Annotated in this window: 17 protein-coding genes; 6 read left to right on the top strand and 11 right to left on the bottom strand. The window is 60.1% G+C overall.

The window, feature by feature from the left end:
* Position 1: 1 nt before the first annotated feature.
* From KUV86_RS02940 to gcl, 3 genes are all read right to left on the bottom strand, one after another.
* Positions 2-901 carry a 2-hydroxy-3-oxopropionate reductase gene (locus KUV86_RS02940; RefSeq protein WP_222483514.1) on the bottom strand — a complete coding sequence of 300 codons (900 nt, stop codon included), beginning with the start codon at positions 899-901 and terminating at the stop codon, positions 2-4.
* An 84-nt stretch (positions 902-985) separates the two neighbouring features.
* On the bottom strand, positions 986-1,777 hold the full coding sequence (hyi, locus tag KUV86_RS02935; RefSeq protein ID WP_222483513.1) for a hydroxypyruvate isomerase: 792 nt from the start codon (positions 1,775-1,777) through the stop codon (positions 986-988).
* A 105-nt stretch (positions 1,778-1,882) separates the two neighbouring features.
* Complete coding sequence (gcl, locus tag KUV86_RS02930) at positions 1,883-3,658, bottom strand: glyoxylate carboligase (RefSeq protein WP_222483512.1); 1,776 nt, start codon at positions 3,656-3,658, stop codon at positions 1,883-1,885.
* Positions 3,659-4,181: 523 nt separating this feature from the next.
* On the opposite strand from gcl, the gene KUV86_RS02925 reads away from it, so the two are divergent.
* Entirely contained in the window at positions 4,182-6,239 is a 2,058-nt protein-coding gene (locus KUV86_RS02925) for an EAL domain-containing protein (RefSeq protein ID WP_222483511.1), read from the top strand.
* Between the two features lie 49 nt (positions 6,240-6,288).
* On the opposite strand, the gene KUV86_RS02920 is transcribed toward KUV86_RS02925, so the two are convergent.
* The 3 genes from KUV86_RS02920 to puuE form a co-directional block, all read right to left on the bottom strand.
* Positions 6,289-7,131, bottom strand: coding sequence for a bifunctional allantoicase/(S)-ureidoglycine aminohydrolase (locus KUV86_RS02920; protein WP_206939840.1), 843 nt, complete (start codon positions 7,129-7,131; stop codon positions 6,289-6,291).
* 13 nt (positions 7,132-7,144) lie between these two features.
* Complete coding sequence (locus KUV86_RS02915) at positions 7,145-7,633, bottom strand: ureidoglycolate lyase (protein WP_222483510.1); 489 nt, start codon at positions 7,631-7,633, stop codon at positions 7,145-7,147.
* 62 nt (positions 7,634-7,695) lie between these two features.
* Positions 7,696-8,637 (bottom strand): allantoinase PuuE, encoded by a 942-nt coding sequence (puuE, locus tag KUV86_RS02910; protein ID WP_206939844.1) that lies wholly within the window; start codon positions 8,635-8,637, stop codon positions 7,696-7,698.
* 725 nt (positions 8,638-9,362) lie between these two features.
* On the opposite strand from puuE, the gene KUV86_RS02905 reads away from it, so the two are divergent.
* The 4 genes from KUV86_RS02905 to KUV86_RS02890 all read left to right on the top strand — a co-directional run bounded on the left by KUV86_RS02905 (position 9,363) and on the right by KUV86_RS02890 (position 14,988).
* Positions 9,363-10,115 carry an aspartate/glutamate racemase family protein gene (locus tag KUV86_RS02905; protein WP_222483509.1) on the top strand — a complete coding sequence of 251 codons (753 nt, stop codon included), beginning with the start codon at positions 9,363-9,365 and terminating at the stop codon, positions 10,113-10,115.
* Positions 10,116-10,206: 91 nt separating this feature from the next.
* On the top strand, positions 10,207-11,568 hold the full coding sequence (locus KUV86_RS02900) for an NCS1 family transporter (protein ID WP_222483508.1): 1,362 nt from the start codon (positions 10,207-10,209) through the stop codon (positions 11,566-11,568).
* A gap of 104 nt (positions 11,569-11,672) precedes the next feature.
* Positions 11,673-13,127, top strand: a complete 1,455-nt coding sequence (locus KUV86_RS02895) for an NCS1 family nucleobase:cation symporter-1 (protein WP_222237186.1) — start codon at positions 11,673-11,675, stop codon at positions 13,125-13,127.
* A gap of 253 nt (positions 13,128-13,380) precedes the next feature.
* A complete protein-coding gene (locus tag KUV86_RS02890) occupies positions 13,381-14,988 on the top strand; it encodes an inorganic phosphate transporter (RefSeq protein WP_222483507.1) in 1,608 nt (535 codons plus the stop codon).
* 193 nt (positions 14,989-15,181) lie between these two features.
* Here KUV86_RS02890 and KUV86_RS02885 read toward each other — a convergent pair whose 3' ends face one another.
* The 3 genes from KUV86_RS02885 to uraH form a co-directional block, all read right to left on the bottom strand.
* On the bottom strand, positions 15,182-15,916 hold the full coding sequence (locus KUV86_RS02885; protein ID WP_222483506.1) for a GntR family transcriptional regulator: 735 nt from the start codon (positions 15,914-15,916) through the stop codon (positions 15,182-15,184).
* 103 nt (positions 15,917-16,019) lie between these two features.
* The gene (locus KUV86_RS02880; RefSeq protein ID WP_222483505.1) at positions 16,020-17,258 is read right to left on the bottom strand and encodes a urate hydroxylase PuuD; all 1,239 of its coding nucleotides are present in this window, start codon (positions 17,256-17,258) and stop codon (positions 16,020-16,022) included.
* 212 nt (positions 17,259-17,470) lie between these two features.
* Positions 17,471-17,824, bottom strand: a complete 354-nt coding sequence (gene uraH / locus KUV86_RS02875; RefSeq protein ID WP_222237456.1) for a hydroxyisourate hydrolase — start codon at positions 17,822-17,824, stop codon at positions 17,471-17,473.
* A gap of 291 nt (positions 17,825-18,115) precedes the next feature.
* Between uraH and uraD the strand changes: the two genes are divergently transcribed.
* Complete coding sequence (uraD, locus tag KUV86_RS02870; RefSeq protein ID WP_222483504.1) at positions 18,116-18,634, top strand: 2-oxo-4-hydroxy-4-carboxy-5-ureidoimidazoline decarboxylase; 519 nt, start codon at positions 18,116-18,118, stop codon at positions 18,632-18,634.
* A 265-nt stretch (positions 18,635-18,899) separates the two neighbouring features.
* Here uraD and KUV86_RS19890 read toward each other — a convergent pair whose 3' ends face one another.
* Both KUV86_RS19890 and KUV86_RS02865 read right to left on the bottom strand, forming a co-directional pair.
* Positions 18,900-19,028, bottom strand: a complete 129-nt coding sequence (locus KUV86_RS19890) for a hypothetical protein (RefSeq protein WP_261397525.1) — start codon at positions 19,026-19,028, stop codon at positions 18,900-18,902.
* The gene (locus KUV86_RS02865; protein ID WP_222483503.1) at positions 19,025-19,387 is read right to left on the bottom strand and encodes a hypothetical protein; all 363 of its coding nucleotides are present in this window, start codon (positions 19,385-19,387) and stop codon (positions 19,025-19,027) included. The genes KUV86_RS19890 and KUV86_RS02865 overlap by 4 nt, the downstream gene beginning before the upstream one ends.
* Positions 19,388-19,715 lie beyond the last annotated feature (328 nt).

Genomic DNA, 19,715 nt, shown 5'->3' with positions numbered 1-19,715 from the left:
GCTATTGGCCAATGTCGTGACTCGCCAATGCCTCCAGGGCACGCACGATGCCAGCATGGTCCCACTCCGATCCGCCCAGCGCAGCACAGGATTGAAACAGCTGGGCGGCATTGGCGGTTCCTGGCAGGGCCAGGTTGAGGCCTCTGGCTCCTTCCAAGGCCAGGTTCAGATCTTTCTGATGCAAGCGGATGCGGAAACCGGGGTCAAATGTCCGGTCGATCATCCGCTGCCCATGCACGTCGAGAATCTTCGATTGCGCCAATCCGCCCAGCAGCGCTTCCCGCACCTTGCTGACGTCGGCACCTGCCTTGGAGGCGAACAACAGCCCTTCGGACACCGCCTCGATCGTCAGTGCCACCACGATCTGGTTGGCGACCTTGCAGGTCTGCCCAGCCCCGTGGCCGCCAATCCGCGTAATGGTCTTGCCCATAATCTCAAGTAGCGGCAGGGCTCTCTCGAAGCCCTCCTGGGTCGCCCCCACCATGATGGTCAGGGCGGCATTGATGGCACCTCCCTCGCCCCCGGACACCGGGGCATCGACGTACTCGCCGCCGGCCTCATGAATCCTGCGGGCAAATTCCTGGGTGGCCAGAGGGGCAATCGAACTCATGTCGATGACCAGCGTGCCTGGCTTGAGCCCGTGTACCACGCCCTGCTCCCCGAACAGCACCTCCTCGACGTCCGGGGTATCGGGCACCATGGTGATGATGACGTCACTGACCTGGGCCACGGCGTCAGGACTGTCGAGCTCCTGCATGCCCTTCTCGGCCAAGGCGGCATCAAGCGTACCCCGCTTGACCGTGGTCAGTTCGTGTCCCGCGTCCAGCAGGTGCCCTGCCATGGGGCGTCCCATGATCCCCAACCCGATAAAACCGATCTTGCTCATTGTTATGCTCCTCATGGTGCCTTGTAACTCTGTGGCGATCGCGACATCCGGCAACGTCGATGCTGCATGTCGCAATGCTGTGCTGGCTGACGCGGCGCTCTACTTGGTGGCAATCGCTCTGACGCTATCGAGCCAGCCAAGCCCCTCCTGGGTCGTCGTGGCCGGCTTGTACTCGCATCCGATCCAGCCGCGATAGCCGATGCGATCAAGGTGCTGGAACAGGAAGGGATAGTAGATTTCTCCTGTGCCCGGCTCGTGGCGTCCCGGATTGTCCGCCAGCTGCACGTGGGCAATACGCGACAGGTGACGCTCCATGGTCGGTGCCAGGTCCCCTTCCATGATTTGCATGTGGTAGATGTCGTACTGCAGCTTCAGGTTGTCGCTGGCGACTTCGTCGAACAGCGCCAGCGCCTGCTCCGTGTGATGCAGGAAGAAGCCTGGAATATCGCGAGTATTGATAGGCTCGGCCAGCAGCAGAATGCCGGCTGTCTCGAGTCTGCCCGCGGCATAACGCAGATTGTCGACCAGGGTCCGCTGTGCCTGCGCCTGACTGACGCCCTCTGGCACGATGCCCGCCAGGCAGTTGACCTGGCGGCAGCCCAGGGCCGTCGCGTACTCAATCGCGGTGTCGACGCCGGCGCGAAATTCCTCGATGCGCTCTGGATGACAGGCAATCCCGCGCTCCCCCGCCTCCCAGTCGCCGGCCGGTAGGTTATGCAGCACCTGCACCAGGCCATGGGTCTGCAGTCGCTGCTTGATCTCCGCGGCGGAGTAGTCATAGGGGAAGAGGTACTCGACCCCTTGAAAACCCGCCTTCGCGGCTGCCTCGAATCGATCGAGGAAAGGCAACTCGGTAAACAGCATGCTCAGGTTGGCGGCAAACTTGGCCATGTGGTGCTCCTCTTGGACGTCAAGATGTTCTTTTGTGACCCACGCCCAGCCAACAACTGGCGTGACGCGGCGTCGACACGTGGTTTCCGGTCAAGTGAAGGCGTGTCACGTCAAGGCAGCGATCGAGCTTGGCGCATCCTCGAGGTTCTCGGCCAAGGCTTCGAACTCATTGATGCCGGCAATATCTGTGCCCATCGCGATATTCGTGACGCGCTCAAGGATGATCTCGACAACGACCGGCACGCGGTGCTCTCGGGCCAGTTGGCGGGCGCGCTCCAGGGCTGGCCCGATCTCGTCGGGCGTGGTGACCCGCAGCGCCTTGCAGCCCAGCCCTTCCACCACGGTCACGTGGTCGACCCCGTAGCCGTTGATCTCTTCGCAGTTGATGTTCTCGAACGACAGCTGGACGCAGTAGTCCATGTCAAAGCCGCGCTGAGCCTGGCGAATCAATCCCAGATAGGCGTTGTTCACCAGAACATGCACATAGGGCAGGTGGAACTGGGCACCTACTGCCAGCTCCTCGATCATGAACTGGAAGTCATAGTCACCGGACAGCGCGACCACCTCGGCGTCAGGATCTGCCCGGCATACGCCCAAGGCTGCTGGAATCGTCCAGCCCAACGGACCTGCCTGACCGCAGTTGATCCAGTGACGAGGCTTGTAGACGTGCAAGAATTGGGCGCCAGCAATCTGCGACAGTCCGATGGTAGTGACGTACCGCGTGTCACGCCCGAACACCTTGTTCATTTCCTCGTAGACCCGCTGGGGCTTGACCGGCACATCATCGAAATGGGTCTTTCGCAGCATGGTCTGCTTGCGCTGCTGACAGGCCGCCACCCAGCTGCTGCGCTCCTTCAGGCGGCCTTCCTTGGCCCAGTCCCGGGCAATCTCGATCATGGTCACGAGGGCCGCCTTGGCGTCGGAGACGATGCCGTAGTCAGGGCCAAAGATACGGCCAATCTGAGTGGGCTCGATGTCGATATGGACGAAGGTTCGTCCCTCGGTGTAGGTCTCGAGATTACCGGTATGCCGGTTGGCCCAGCGATTGCCGACCCCCATGACAAAGTCCGACTCGAGCAGGGTCGCATTGCCATAACGGTGGGAGGTTTGCAGCCCCACCATGCCCGCCATCAAGGGATGATCGTCTGGCAGCACTCCCCACCCCATCAGGGTCGGAATGACCGGAATACCCAGCAATTCGGCCAAGGTCTGCAGCTCGCTAGCGGCATCAGCATTGATGACACCTCCCCCGGCCACCAACAGGGGGCGCTCGGCAGCATTGAGCATCTCCAGCGCCTTTTCACACTGGACACGACTGGCCGTCGGCTTGTAGGCCGGCAGGGGTTCATAGGTGTCAGGATCAAATTCGATCTCGGTGAGCTGCACATCGATCGGCAGATCGATCAGGACCGGCCCTGGGCGTGACGAACGCATCAACTGGAATGCCTGCTGGAACGCCCGCGGTACCTGGGCCGCTTCCCGAACCGTGACAGCCCACTTGGTGACGGGACCGGCAATGGCCTGGATATCTACCGCCTGAAAATCCTCTTTATGCAGCTTGGCGACAGGTGCCTGACCCGTGATGCAAAGAATGGGGATCGAGTCGGCAGACGCCGAATACAGCCCGGTGATCATGTCCGTGCCCGCAGGGCCCGACGTGCCGATGCAGACGCCGATATTGCCTGGCTGGGCCCGCGTGTAGCCCTCTGCCATATGCGAGGCACCTTCCACATGCCGTGCCAGCACATGATCGATGCCGCCCACCCTCCGCATCGCGGCGTAAAACGGGTTGATGGCCGCACCAGGAAGACCAAAAGCGACGTCAATTCCTTCCTTGAGCAATACGTGAACAGCAGCATCCGCAGCGGTCATGCGAGTCATGGAACACCTCCAGGCATCAAATTGTATACATTGTTGCGACGCAATAAAGGACAATTCTATTTTTGTGGAATTTCTTTCCATTATGTTTAGCAGGCAGACACCATCGCTGCAAATGTATTTGGAATTATTTTCCAAAAACCTTTCAGGAACGCACAAAACCGTAGAGGGAGTGGCGAGCCGGGACAGAAACATCACGTCATCACGGCCTACATGACCCTCGCGGAGGGAGGGAGAAGAAGGAGAAGAGGGAGAAGAGGGAGAAGAGGGAACGCATAGAGCAGTGTGCAATTGCAACCGGAGCCTGCTCGCAACGGCACATATGTGTAGAGCTGACGTCGCTATACTGACAGAAACTATGCAGGCTACTCCGGCCGCTGACGGAACATCAGGGACCCTCTGGGACAGACGCTGGCCTGCCCGAGCCATCACGCCGCTGCGGTCCAGACCAGACGCGCTGCTCACCGTCGCTGGCGGTCTGGGCCAATGCATCGCGGCATGACCCACGGAGGCAGTTGCCCGGACGATGCCCGACCTCCGCGACCTTGATGAGCGTTTTTCCAGCCTGGCAGCCCACCGGACGCTGCTGGCGATTCGCAATGCCTACCTGTCGATACTGCCTTATGTGATTGTCATGGCCGCGCTGACCGTCGCGGCCAACCTCTTCCATTTTGCCGGTATCGATTCCGGGATGGCCTATTACATCAGCCATCTGGCGCGCTATCTGGGAGAGCTGTTTCCCGAGGTCATCCTGCTGTCCCTGAGCTGGTCGCTCAACAGTCATCATCGGGTACGCGCCCCAGCCGTCATGCTGGTCTCCCTGCCGGTGTTCTGGATCCTTTGCGGTTGGGACCAACTGGGTACCGAGGCCGGTCCACAAAGCCGCAGTCTGGGCGCGACCATCGCCATCTATCCGACCCTGCTGTTGACGCACGTCATGTTCAAGCTATTTGGCCGGGACGGCAGTGACTCGAGCGCAGGCAAGGTCGTCATGAGTCAACTGATCACCTTCAACCTGCGCTATGTGTTGCCAGGTGTGCTGTGCGTACTACTGGCGATCCTTCTACGCCTTGCCTTCGTCACCCTCTCCGACCGCTTCGCCCCTGGCATTCATGCTGCACTCGTCGACCGCATTCCCTATGGGGTCGAGGTCATCCTGTTCGTGATGTTCCTGCAGGTGCTATCGCTGTTTGCGATCCATGGCTATGCCACCATGCTCGGCGTCTATGAGTACCTGCATCACAAGAGCGCGCTGCTCGGCCTGCCGTCTCCAGAGTTCTTCACCTTGTACGCCACCCCGGGCGGGGCAGGCTCGGTGTTCTGCCTCATGCTGGTCATGCTGGTGGTCAGTTCACGCCGGGAGTACAAGGCGCTGGCGCGAATATCGGCGCCGCTGACCCTGTTCAACATCAGCGAGACGCTGGTGTTCGGCATCCCCCTGGTGTTCAACCTGCGCATGGCGTGGGCGTTCATCGCCGTGCCCACTGTCAATGCCGTCATCGCTTACACCGCCATGGCAACAGGCTGGGTGGAACCACACCCCAATAGCGTCCACTGGGCGGTGCCTTACCTGATCTCCAGCTACCTGGCCTTCGATGGCTTGTACCTGCCGTCCATTCTCTTGCAACTGACCTGCATCGGCTGTGGCGTCGCCATCTATACGGTGGCATGGCGACGCTACGTGTATCGAGAGCACTCAAGTCAGGATGACTATCCCGTCTTTCCCTCGCGCAAGGCCAGTGACTCTGCCTTCGGCGACGATGCGCTGGATATCGTGCTGATGGAAGAAAATGTCAGCCGTTGGAGCCGCGTCAAGCAGGCCGACCGCACCTTGAAGTGGCTGAGCGAGGGAGAACTGGAGCTGGTCTTTCAACCTGTCGTTGACGCCTCAACGTCCCGCATCCGTCATGTCGAGGCGCTATTGCGTTACCGTGATGCCCAGGGAAGACTCCACGCCCCGCTGTTTCTCGACGTGCTACGCCATCATCCCGGCGTGATGGAGGGCATAGAGTGCTGGGTGATTCGCGAAGCCTGCCAGCATGCGCTGCGATGGCACGAACAAGGGGTCAACAAGCGGCTGTTCATCAATGTGACGCCGCTGTTCTTTACCAGCGACAACGTCCGGCGCTGCTTCTATACGGCGCTCAACGAGGTCCCCGTCAATGCTCTGGGTATCGAAATCACGGAGCAGTCGCTACTGACGGACCTGCCCCAGACACTGTCCGATATCCACCTGTTTCAATCCATGGACGTGCAGTTCGCCCTGGACGACTTCGGCAGCGGTTACTCATCGTTCAACTATCTGAGTCAACTGACGGTCGATTTCGTCAAACTGGACAAGACCCTGATCGAGCACATCCATCATCCGCGCCAGGCCAGCATCGTGGCGTCCATTTACCAGCTGTGCCAGACCCTCCGCCTCCAGGTCATCTGCGAAGGCGTGGACGATCAGCGCAAGCAGGCCTTTCTGGCGACATTAGGTGTCCCGCTGGTGCAGGGGTTTCTGCTGTACCGACCGATGGAAGCCGCCGCCATGGAGGCATTACTGCGGGAGGAGCATCACCGCGAAGGTCCGACAAGCTAGCCTTCGCGGCAACACCAGGACCCGACAACGAAGATCCGTGGACCAGGCCTCAGGACAGCACAGGCAGCTTCATGTGGCGATTGACGTCTTTGTACAGCAGGTAGCGGAAGGGGCCAGGCCCACCGGCATAACAGGCCTGTGGGCAGAACGCCCTCAGCCACATGTAGTCACCGGCTTCCACTTCGACCCACTGCTGATTGAGATGGTAGACCGCCTTACCCTCCAGCACGTAGAGACCGTGTTCCATGACGTGGGTCTCATCGAAGGGGATCACGCCTCCGGGCTGGAAGGTCACCACCGTCACGTGCATATCGTGGCGCATGTCCTCGGGATCAACGAAGCGCGTGGTCGCCCAGACCTCGTTGCAGTCAGGCATGACCGTCGGCGCGATGTCGTTCTCGTTGGTCACGATCGGCTCCGGCAGATCGATACCGTCAACCGCCTCATAGGCCTTGCGAATCCAGTGAAACCGCACCGCTTCCGTGCTGGAGTTGTGCAGCTGCCAATCACTGCCGGGGGGGATAAACGCATAGCCTCCAGGCGTCATCACGTGCCGCTGGCCAGCGAGGGTCAATTCAAGCTGGCCTTCCACCACGAACAGCACGCCTTCGGCCTGGGGATTGGACTCGGGGCGCTCACTGCCGCCGCCTGGCCCGACCTCCATGATGTACTGAGAAAACGTCTCAGCAAAGCCAGACAAGGGGCGTGAGAGCACCCACAGGCGAGTATTGTTCCAGTGCGGCAGCTTGCTGGTCACGATATCGCGATACACCCCCTTGGGGATGACCGCAAAGGCCTCGGTAAACATCGCTCGGTCAGTGGTCATGACCTTCTGCCCGGGATGGCCGCCATGAGGCGCGTAGTAGTGTCGTGTGGGACGAGAGTCACTCATCTTGGTTTCCTTGTCAGTCCAGTGTCACGCGCAGGTCGAGGGAGAACTCGTCGCAGTTGTCGCCGTCCCCGCCGCGATCCACGACCAGAAACTCCCCTTCCCGGTCCAGCACCGACTGGATGGCATGCCAGGTACCTGCACGATAGTTCACACCCTGGCGACCGTCGGTCACGAAGGCGCGCACCTGGTCAGGTTCAATGGCATCCCCTGGGGGAGCAACGACAATGATGAAACGCTCTTCGTGCAGCGGCATGAAGGCCTGGCTGCCCAGCGGATGACGCTCGAGAAAGCTCAGCGTCAGCGGCAGCTCGATCGGCTGGCTGACAAACAGGCTGATCATGGGCCGGGCGTTATCACCCAGCGTCTCGATCGCGACCAGATCATGATGACGCTGGGTGCGCCCAGCATTGATCGGAAAAGACGATGACGTGCGTGCGTCGATGACATCGCCAAAGGGGGCAAAGGCCTCGGCCGTCAGCGGCCGCGCAATCAGTTCTAGCATGGGAATTCCTGGGTCTCGTGGCGGGCTTCAACGCCCGTGCAGCATGACGCTATCCGACGTCTTCAGCCAATCGGCGCGGGGGAAGGCGCCGGAAAATGCTCAGCCCAGTGGCGTGCGATGTCCACTCGGCGCGTTACCCACACCCGGTCATGCGCCTCGATATGGTCAAGGAAGCGCTGCAACGCGCGGAACCGCCCTGGGCGACCGATCAAGCGGCAGTGCAGACCGACCGACAGCATCTTGGGTGACTCATCACCCTCGGCATAGAGGACATCAAAGGCGTCACGCAGGTAGGTGAAAAAGTGGTCAGCGGTGTTGAAGCCTTGCGGCGCCGCAAAGCGCATATCATTGCTGTCCAGAGTATAGGGCACCACGAGATGGGGGTGCTGCTGGCCCTGGCTGTCCGCTTCACAGGTCCAGAAAGGCAGATCATCACCGTAATAGTCGCTGTCGTACAGAAAGCCACCTTCGTCCAGCACCAAGCGACGAGTGTTGGGGCTATCACGCCCGGTGTACCAGCCTAGCGGGCGTTCGCCGTAAAGCCGCTCGAAGATCTCGATGGCCTTGCGCATATGCTCCCGCTCCACCTTCTCGGACACCTGCTGATAATGAATCCAGCGGTAGCCGTGACAGGCAATCTCATGGCCCAGTTCCTTGAAGGCCAACGCCAGCTCAGGATGACGCTCAAGCGCCATGGCGACCCCGAACACCGTCAGCGGCATGCCGCGGCGCTCGAACTCTCTCAGAACCCGCCACACACCTGCCCGGGAGCCATATTCGTAGATCGACTCCATGCTCAAGTGACGGTCTGGGTAGCTGTCGGCACCAATGATCTCAGACAGGAACTGCTCGGATCCCGCATCACCGTGCAATACGCAGTTCTCCCCACCCTCTTCGTAATTGAGCACAAACTGAACGGCAATCTTCGCCCTGCCTGGCCAGTTGGCATGGGGCGGCGTGCGGCCATAGCCGACAAGATCCCTGGGATAGGCGGTTGTTGTCATGATGTCTTCTCCTGAAAGCCAGTCGGCGCATCCAGCGCTTGCTCGGGCGGATCGGTCCAGCGGACATAGGGCCAGGGGCAAGGCGCTTCGACACAGTGTTTCGACCTGGCGCGCAGACCTAACGGTTAGATCTAGCGCTTAGACCTAGCGCTTAACACACAGGGGCGTCATGTCACCGATATGGCGCACTGCTGCCCGGCACCCCCGGCCACGCCTCATTATGTATACAAAAGAAAGATAGACTGTACTCAAGCCACGAGCAACCACTCTATCGTCGAAGATATCGTCGAAGACCGGACTCGCTCATCGTCAACAACGCGGCTCCAGTCGGGTCTTCCATCCCGGTCTTCAGACCCATACTTCAAGCCACCCTCCAGCACCGCTCTCAGGCATTCTCCTAAGTGCTTGAACCGACGGGCCAGCCGACGCGACCTGAGATTGCCGCGCCGTGAGAACGCTGCGCCCAGCGGCCCTCGACCAGGCTGCGCCACCAATTGTATACACTTTCCCAACAGTCTCGTCCTCACATGCTAACAAAGATCGTCATCAATATGCCGTAACGACGGAGCGAGATCGGTGGTCGCGCCATAAAAAATCTCTTAACCATTGTTTTTTAACGTAATTTAAAACCAGGCATTGCCTGGCATCTTTCGACTTGATACGTATTCGATGTAGCACTATTTTGTGTACAAAGAGATATCGATTCGTTCACGAAGGTAGCGAGCATGCACGTACACCTGATCAACCCCAATACGACTGATGCGATGACAGAGACCATCCGTCTCGCCGCTACGGACATCGCCGGCCCCGCGACTCGCGTGACTGCCTCGCAGCCCGCCAGTGGGCCTGTCTCCATTGAAGGTCACTTTGACGAGGCCATCAGCGCTGTCGGGGTTGTCGAAGAGGTCCTGAGAATGGATCGTGAGACCCAGGTCGATGCCTACGTGGTGGCGTGCTTCGGTGATCCTGGGCTGCTGGCCGCTCGCGAAGCGACTCGGGCGCCAGTCATCGGCATCGCAGAAGCGGCCTTTCATATGGCAAGCCTGATCAGCACTCGCTTCTCGGTGGTCACCACCCTGCCACGCACGGTGATCATCGCCGAACACCTGCTGGACCAGTACGGCTTCCGCCACCAGTGTCGGCGTGTCCGTGCGGCCGATATCCCGGTGCTGGATCTTGAACAGGACGGCGATCGCGCCCTTGCCAAGATTATCGAAGAAGGGCGCCGCGCCAAGCAGGAGGATGGCATCGGCGCCATCGTTCTCGGCTGCGGCGGCATGGCAGATCTGACCGACACCATCAGCCGAGAGGTCGGCCTGCCGGTGGTTGAAGGGGTGACGTCAGCGGTCAAGCTGGCCGAGGCATTGGTCGGGCTGAGACTTGCTACCAGCAAGACCGGTGACCTGGCGTTCCCCCGGCCCAAGCCCTTCGTCGGCCACTATCAGCACCTGTCACACCTCACATTTGCTCAGGAATAGCATAGGCACCAGCCACCTGCTTCCCGCCAGGCCCTTACCGCTCCGGGCCCTGCCTGCGGTCAATAATAATCCACAATAAGCGAGGTCCTCGATGACCACTTCCACCTCTCGGCCGGACGCCCCCCAAGGCATCGCCCCGGCCGCCACCAAAAGCCTCGGCGATGAGTCTCTTGCGCCTCAGAAAACCCGCATCATGGGGCGCACCTCCTACCTGCTGGCCTGGTTCGGAGGCTGTGTCTCCATTGGTACCTTTACCATGGGTTCCAGTGTCGTCGGCACGCTCAACCTGATCCAGGCCACGGTAGCGATTGCCATCGGCTGCTTTATCATCGGTATCGCCCTTGCCCTGAACGGTGCCGCTGGATACAAGTACGGCATTCCTTTCATGGTCCAGGCGCGCAGCGCCTTCGGCTTTCAGGGCACCCGCTTACCCGGCTTGGTGCGAGCCGTTCCGGCGATTGTCTGGTACGGCTTCCAGAGCTGGATTGGGGCCGGCGCACTGAATCTGGTGTCTGCCACCCTGTTCGGCTATGACAACCTGATCGTGTTCTTCATTGCTTTCCAGTTTCTGCAGATCGGCCTCTCGGTGCTGGGCTTTCAGGGCATCAAGTGGCTTGAGAACGTGGGCAGCGCCTTCATCCTGGCGTCGCTGGTGTACATGTTCTACAGCACCGTGGCCCGTTACGGTGACACGCTGTCAGCCAACCTGGTCACCATGGAGGGCTCATGGGGCCTGCCCTTCTGGGGGGCTACCATGCTGTTTCTGGGCATCTACTCGACCATGATGCTCAACGTCAGTGACTACTCACGAGAGCACGTCGAAGGCTCGGGTCCCGGCCTGCTGACCACCCTCTACGCCATGTCGATACTGCCCTGCACGCTGTTCATGGGTCTGATTGGCTTCATGGTGTCCGAGGCGACCGGCGTAGCCGATCCGATACGCGTGTTTGCCAACGCCGTCGACAACACCCCTCTGCTGATGACCACCCTGCTGTTCATCGCCTTCGCTCAGGTGACCACCAATGTCCTCAACAATGTGGTACCGCCAACCTACGTGCTGATGGACACCTTCAAGCTGAGTTACCGCAAGGCCTCGGTCGTCGTTGGTCTATTGGCGTTCGCCACCTTCCCCTGGGAGTTGGTCAAGGATGAGTCAGCTGCTGGCCTGCAGGTGTTCGTACAGACCTATTCCGCCTTTCTCGGCCCCATCTTTGCCGTACTGGTGGTGGACTACTACCTGATTCGCCGGCGCACCCTGGACCTGGACAAGCTCTACGATCCGAATGGCCCCTACCGTGGCGTCAATCTGGCGGCCTTCATTGCCACCGCCGTAGGCGTCGTGGCGGCCTTCAGCTTCTCCACCATTTCCTGGTACGCCAGTCTGATTCCCGCGGGCCTCACCTATCTGCTGTTGATGCGCTACTGGCAAGGTTGCCAGCGCTTCAACCAGTAAGCGTACTGCAACGGCGAGGTGACTGACCTCGCCTTGCCTTTTCCGGCTGACAGCAACGCATCATGACATCTGCCTGACGCTATCCAACAACAAGAGTGATCCCCATGGCCGATTCCGACCTGACCCTCGATACCACGAGGGTCGACCCGAGCCTCTACAACCACGACCTGGCCCCGCTCCCCCACTCACGGCGCAGCTGGGGAGCCTTCGAAATCTTCAATGTCTGGTCCAACGATATTCAAAGCCTGTTTGGCTACACCCTGGCAGCCTCGCTGTTTCTGTCTTACAACCTCAGCGGCTGGGCGGTGATGGCAGCGATCATGCTGGCCGGCTTGATCGTGATGTTTCTGGTCAACCTGACCGGTGCCCCAAGCGTTCGCTACGGCATCCCCTTCCCGGTCATGGTCCGCGCCAGCCTCGGGGTTAGAGGCTCCAACCTGCCGGCTCTGCTGCGCGCCATCGTCGGTATTTTCTGGTATGGCGTGCAGACCTACTTTGCCTCCACCGCCGTCACGCTGATGATTACCGCCCTTATCGGCACGGATGGAGGGGAAGGCGTGCTTGGCCTGTCACCCGTCGCCTGGCTGTCGTTTGTGCTGGTGTGGCTGTTCCAGATCGCCATCTTCTGGTCCGGCATCGAGCGCATCAAGCACTTCCTGAACTGGGCAGGCCCGCTGGTCTACGTGGTCATGGTCGTGCTGATGCTGATTGTCTGGTGGCAAGCCGGCAGCGAGCTGCTGCCTGCCGTCGGGAGCATCTTCTCGGCCAGCGGCGAGGATAGCGGAGGCCTATCTGCCTTTGCTGCCGTGGTCGGGACCATGGTCGCCTACTTTGCCGCCGTCGTGATCAACTTCGGGGATTTCACCCGCTTCGTACAAAGCGAGCGCCAGATGAAGCTGGGCAACCTGCTGGGCCTGCCCTTGAACGTGGCCTTCTTTTCCTTCATCGCGCTGATCATCACCGCCGGCACCCTGGTACTGTTCGGCGAGGCGCTGACCAACCCCACCGATATCGTCGATCGTGTCGATGCCTTGCCCCTGACACTGCTGGCCGCCGTCACGTTTTTCGCCGCTACCGTCGGCATCAACCTGGTGGCCAATTTCATCCCCCCTGCCTATGACCTGGCGAACCTATTCCCGCGGCATATCAGCTTCAAGGTCGGCGGCCTGATCACTGCCTGCGTCGCCTTTTTTGTCGGCGCACTGTGGGTCTCGGTCATCAGCCAAATTGGCGTGCCGGGCTTCGTCAACGCGCTAGGCGCCATCGTCGCGCCCTTCTACGGCATCATCGTTGTCGACTTCTATCTGATCAAAGGCGGCAAGCTCGATGTGCAGGCACTGTTTTCCGCCAAGCAGGGCGATGCCTATACCTACACCAACGGTTGGAACCTGCGGGCCGTGGCCGCCTTCGCCTTAGCCGCGGTGTTTTCTCTGGCGACGGTGATCGTTCCTGCCCTGCAAGGACTTGCAGGTTTTGGCTGGATGATGGGCGCGGCCCTCGGGGGCGTGCTGTATTTTGCCTTGATGCACCAGTACCGGGTCCCGCAACCGGCTCACTAGGCGACCAAGACGATGACACCATGCCCTTCCCGGCCTGGCCCGGGGAGGGCGTGCTGTGCACGTACTTCATCCTCCCAAAAGACGTAAGCTCCTGCCTACTATCTCTACCCGCGCGACCAAGCCCTTCCCCAACCTGCACGACAAAGCACACAACGCCGCCAAGATGACATCTCACTGTCATCGCCTCTGCCCATTGTCATCTCTGCGCCCTGCCGTCCCACGTGCAAGGCATGCCCACCTCAGAGGATGCACAATGACCACCCCTTCCCCCTCGCTATCGGTTCCTACGGGGCTTCGCCCATCAGGGCTGAGCCTGGCCTTTGCGGTACTTCTCTTCGCTACCGTCGGCTACTTTCTGTTCTGGGGCTTTGGCTACACCCAGGGCCACTTTCCGCTGGTATTCACCCTGGCCACCCTGTTCGGGGTATTCATGGCCTTCAATATCGGCGGCAATGATGTGGCCAATTCCTTCGGCACCAGCGTCGGCGCAGGAACCTTGTCGATCAAGCAGGCCTTGCTGGTGGCGGCGGTGTTCGAGGTCAGCGGTGCGGTCATCGCAGGCGGAGAGGTCACCGATACGATCCGCAAGGGCATCGTCGATCTGTCGGGCATGACGGTCGCGCCGATGGACTTCGTCTTCATCATGATGTCGGCACTGGTAGCCGCCGCCCTGTGGCTACTGTTTGCCAGCAAGAAAGGCTATCCGGTCTCCACCACCCATTCGATCATCGGTGCCATTGTGGGCTCGTCCATCGTGCTCGGAACCATGACCCCAGGGGTCGACAGCCTTGGCCTGGTGCAGTGGGGCAAGATCTGGCAGATCGCTATCTCTTGGGTGCTGTCACCGGTGCTGGGGGGACTGATGTCATATGCGCTGTTCAGCATGATCAAGAAACACATCCTCAACTACAACGATGAGGCGGAGCAGCGTCTGAAGGCGATCAAGCGCGAGAAGTACGAGAATGATCGTCGCCATAAGGAGGCCTTCGAGCGCCTGTCAGAGATCCAGAAGATTTCCTATACCCATGCCATGACCCGGGACGTTCAGGTCTACCATGACCAGGACTACCAGGATGATGAGCGTGCCGAATTCGAGTCAGACTACTTCAAGGAACTCAAGCGGATCGAGCGCCAGCGCGAGGATATCGATGCCCATCGTGCCCTGCAGAACTGGGTGCCTCTGGTCGCCGCCGGCGGAGCCATGATCATCTCGGCCATGCTGCTGTTCAAGGGCTTCAAGCATCTCGACCTGGGACTGACGACGCTTAACAACTACCTGATCATGGGCATGATCGGTGCCGTGGTATGGATGGCCACGTTTATCTTTGCCAAGACGCTCAAAGGCACCTCGCTGTCCCGCTCGACCTTCCTGATGTTCAGCTGGATGCAGGTCTTTACCGCGGCGGGGTTTGCCTTCAGCCATGGCTCCAACGATATCGCCAATGCCATCGGCCCCTTCGCCGCCATCCTTGACGTACTGCGTACTGGCGCCATTGGCGCCGAAGCGACCATCCCTCCGATCGCCATGATCACCTTCGGGGTCGCCCTTATCGTCGGTCTCTGGTTTATCGGCAAGGAGGTGATCCAGACCGTCGGACACAATCTGACCGCCATGCATCCGGCATCCGGGTTTGCGGCAGAGCTGGCAGCGGCAGGCGTCGTGATGCTGGCTTCCATCATGGGCCTGCCGGTGTCCAGTACACACATCCTGATCGGCGCGGTGCTGGGCATCGGCCTGGTCAATCATCAGACCAACTGGCAGCTGATGAAACCCATCGGCCTGGCCTGGGTCATCACGCTACCGGCGGCCGGCCTGATCAGCGCCATCGCCTTCGTGACGCTGCGTACCCTGTTCGGCTAGCCCTGCCGGCCTTTCCCAGCGGGCCACGATAGGCTGCAGGACACAATAGGTTGCAGGCCCAGCGCTAGACGTTGCGTTGGCACTCTGCAGAGTTCGATCCCGCACTACCAACGAAAAGCCCCGAACCATCTGCTGATGATTCGGGGCTTTTTTGGGGCGTTGTGGCGCTATGTTGGGGCGTCGCTTGGCGGTGTCAGCGGGAGAAGATCTCGAACAGATTGGGCGCTTCGTTCTCTTCCTCGACGATGGACAGGGACGCTTCGATGGCCTTCAGGTGCCGTCCCATAAATGCTGCGGCGCGCTCAGCCTTGCCCTCGGCCAGGAAATTGATGAGGTCCTGGTGGTCATGGGACTCACAGCCCAGGTGGCCGGTGTTACCGTACACCGCCAGAATCAGGGAGCTGCGAGAACACAGACGCTCAACGAAGTCGGCCAGTGTCCGATTGCCGGACAGCCTGGCCAGATAGGTATGAAAATCCGCCGACAGCCTGATGGCCACGCTTTGCTGCCCAGTGCGCAGTGCATCGCGTTCACGTCGCGCCATCTCACGCAGCGTGTCGATATCAGCGCTGGTGATCCTTCTGGCAATGTCGGGCATCAGCCCGCACTCCACCATCTGGCGCGCCTCGAACACGTCCTTGGCCTCGTCAGCGGTAGGACGCGTCACGCTGGCGCCGCGACGTGGCGTCAGGGTCACCAGCTCCTCCAGCGCAAGACGTTGGAGGATCTTGCGGATGCCGGTTCGGCTGACACCGAACACGTCCGACAGGGCATCTTCGCGCAGGCGGGCTCCCGGCTTCAGCCGGTGCTCGATGATGGCATCACTGATGGACCGATGAATCGCTTCATGTCGCTCGGCGCCATCACCGTTCTTGCCCTGGCGCGGCGACGACGTGGCAGATGGCGACGCTTTTACGCGCTGATTCATCAGCATAGCCCTCAGAGTCAGTATGTCGTTATTGTATACGACATACGCCATCAACAAGAACCATCACCACCCGCTTGCTCTCCACGCTTGCCACCGCACGGTGTCACTCTCCCCAGTTGGCGATCAAGGTACGTTCGTCGTCGGTCATTTGCGTCAGATTCCCGAGTGGCATGTAGCCACTGGCGACCACTTGTTGAATCTGTGCCTTGTGTTGTTGGGTCTGAGTCTCAGTGTCCAGTGCGATACCCAAGGGAGGAGCGGAGAACCCGGGATGAGAAGGTTGGGCCGCGTGACAACTGACGCAGCGCTCCTCCATGACCGCATGGACTCGCGCCAGAGGCGTCGCCCCTCCGTCGCTTGACGCCACCACTGAGCTGTCAGCAGAGGAAGAGGAGGCCACCGAACCACTTGCCAGCCACGGACTTCCCACTGCAAAGGCCAGCAGGATCAGCGCCACGCCAAGGATCGGATAGCCAGGCTTGTGCTGACCACTATGCATCAACACAAAATACTGACGAATCAATGCCCCGCCAAAGATCAGCAGAGCCATGATCACCCAGGCCCAGTCGTTGCTGTAGGCAAAGGAATAGTGGTTGCTGATCATCAACAGCACCACCGGCAACGTAAAGTAAGTGTTGTGGACCGAGCGCTGCTTGCCGCGCTTTCCGTCCAGCGGGTTCGGTGCCTCACCGGCCTTCATCGCTTTGACCATGCGGCGCTGGCCAGGGATGATCCAGAAGAAGACGTTGGCAGACATGGCCGTCGCCATGACGGCACCGGTCAGCAGAAATGCCGCGCGCCCCGCAAAGATATGCACGCTAAGGTAGGCCACGACCACCATCATGATGGCCACCCCCACACTCAAGAGACCATCCCGCTCCATATTGGGGCTGACACGCTTGCACATCTCGTTGTAGACCACCCAGCCACCCAGCAGGAACAGCAGTGCCACGATATTGGCCTGCCACCCCGTCATGTTGGCCGCCCACTGCCATGGGCTGTTGGGGTTGACCAGATAAAAGCCGGGATTCGCCATATACAGGATGACAAACAGGGCAAAGCCTGACAGCCACGTCGTGTACGCCTTCCAGAACGACCAGTGGAGATCATCCGGCAATTTCGCCGGGGCCGTCGCATACTTCTGGTTGTGGTAGAAACCGCCACCGTGGACGGCCCACATCTCGCCAAACACGCCCTTGCTGCGATCTTCCTCCGCCTTGGGTGTCTTCAACGAGTTGTCGAGCATGACGAAATAGATGGACTCACCGATCCAGGCAACGGCGGCAATGACGTGAAGCCAGCGCAGCATGAAGTTGCTCACGTCCAACAGATAAGATGACATAGTCCTAATCCCGGCTGTTTATTATTGGAAAGCAGAGGGCTACCCGAGTACAGACACGTCGCGGCCCCTGGACGAAGCGCTGCATACATCAACCGAGCGGGACAAGGCGCTCGGTGCCCGCAGTTCGGACCCCAGAACCTCTATTCACGAGAGGTGTTCGAGCGGCGCGCAACGCAGCCATTCGCCCCGGCGAGCATGTATGCAGTACGTTCTCAGCTGCCCCGATAGGTGGAGTAGCTATAGGGCGAGAGCAGCAACGGTACATGGTAGTGCTCAGCGGCATCGGCCACCCCGAAACGCAACGGAATCCGATCGAGGAAACGTGGCTCGCGAGCCTCGATGCCTTGAGCGCGCAGATAGTCGCCTGCGTGGAATACCAGCTCGTATTCCCCTTCGATGAGGTCACTGCCCTCTAGAATAGGATGATCACAACGTCCGTCGTCGTTGGTGATCACATCACCCAAATGTACGCGACGGTCTCCTTCAAGGCGGAAGAGCTCGATACGAATTCCTTGGCCAGGGCGGCCAAGCGCTGTGTCCAGTACGTGCGTCGTCAGGCGTCCCATCATGATCCTCACTTATGGTGGTCAGTCTTTAGGTGAACCGTCACCGGGTGGTCAGTCACGTTGGCCGCACCCATCAAGCAAGGGCACGCCAGAACGTCAACCGGCAAGACGAAGAGACCGATATCATGGTAAACATCATTGATCGAATGTAGAGTACATTTCAAACAATTTTTTGTATACAGTTTGAAAAAGCGAAGTCATAGCGAGATCGCCGCCTCGTCTTCAGCCGCCCACCACCGGTAGCCGAGCCGACGAACCTCCCCGCTATCCTCAGATCACAGGAGCCAGCGAATGCCCACCCTCAGCGAACGTCCCAGCCAGATGGACCAACAGCGTTTTGTCGATACTTACGGAGACGTCTTCGAGCACTCACCTTGGGTGGCGGAACGCGCCTTTGCTCGGGGGCTCGCCACCGAGCACGATGACCCGGTGCAGCTAGCCCAGCTCATGGGCGAGGTGCTGCTCGAGGCATCACCCGAGGAACAGCTGCAAGTCATTCGCGCCCACCCCGACCTGGCGGGCAAGGCTGCCGCCGCAGGCGAGCTGACAGACGATTCCACCCGGGAACAAGCGGGAGCAGGCCTGGACCAGTGCACCCCGGAAGAACTCGCCCGATTCACCCGACTCAATGATGCCTACAAGGCACGCTTTGGCTTTCCCTTCATCATGGCGGTCAAGGGCGGCAATCGTCATACCATCCTGGCAGCCTTTGAGCAGCGACTGGACAACAGCGCCGAGCAGGAGCGCCACGAGGCCGTCATTCAAATCAACCGAATCGCGCGCTTTCGGCTGGAGGCACGAGCTCAATAGGCGTAAAAGCGGCCGTACCGGCACCGCCTGGCGATACGGCCCTCTATGGATTCAGACCTGCGATTCAGGCCTGCGTACAGCACATGGCTCGGCCCGTAAAAATAGCCCGCAACATAGCCCGCAACATAGCCCGTAACATAGCTGGGCAGATTCGCTCTGTCTGAAGCCAGGGGAGCCAGACAGAAAAACGGCCCGTCGTCCTCACGACTGGCCGTCTGTCGTCCTGTGGCGCTGTCCAGCGGCAGCACGCTGTCTCGGGAGGCGACTACGTCGTCGCCGACAAGGCCATCTTCACGCCGCTCATGTTGATCAGCACTCCGGGCTTGATCGGATCCGATGGGGCGATCAGCGCTGCGCAGCTGGCGGTATCCGATGCCTTGTCACGGCTATTCAAGACTCGTCCTTGGGTACATCCAGAGCCTGGCGGGCGACCGTCTGGCACTTTTCCTGATATTCCTTGCTCAGCGTAAACAGCTCTTCGCCTTCCACTCTCAAGGTCTCACCAATGGCTGACAGCGTTTCCTGCTGTGCCTGACTGGCGTTGCGAAGACTCTCTGCATCATTGACCTCACACCAGGTACGCGCCTGAGCGATGCCGGCCTTGACCGCCGAGTCGATGGCCTTGAAGCGCACATCGAGCATTTTCTGTGAATACTCCAGTGTCAGCAGGCTGCTTTCGCGCCAGGGGGTGAATAGCGTGTCCATGGAGGGAATCATCTTGTCGATGGACGGCATGGCCTTGTTGTTGCTCATTTCGGTGTCTCCCTAGGAAGTCAGCCAGCACGCCAGAACATCGGTCAGGGCGACTCATGACTCACGCTTGCGTCCGCCCAGCCAGACAAGTGCTGCCTGTGATATATCGCGTCTTCAAACGAGCACAATTTAGTCTCGCCACATGAAGACTAGAACGCCCCATGCTGCGCCGCAACATCATATAAGACATATACGCGGGAGCCGCCCCCCTTCGGGGCCGAGGCGGTCAGCTATGGCAGCGGCACTCACCATCACATCGAGTGCCAGCCTCATCTGACCATAGCAAGAGGAAAGTGACGCACCGGTGACAATCCGTTATCCGAGGGCT

It is taken from the genome of Halomonas sp. DP8Y7-3 (assembly GCF_019801675.1).
GTDB classification, from domain to species: domain Bacteria; phylum Pseudomonadota; class Gammaproteobacteria; order Pseudomonadales; family Halomonadaceae; genus Halomonas; species Halomonas litopenaei_A.
This window is presented reverse-complemented; position numbering and strand designations above follow the sequence as displayed.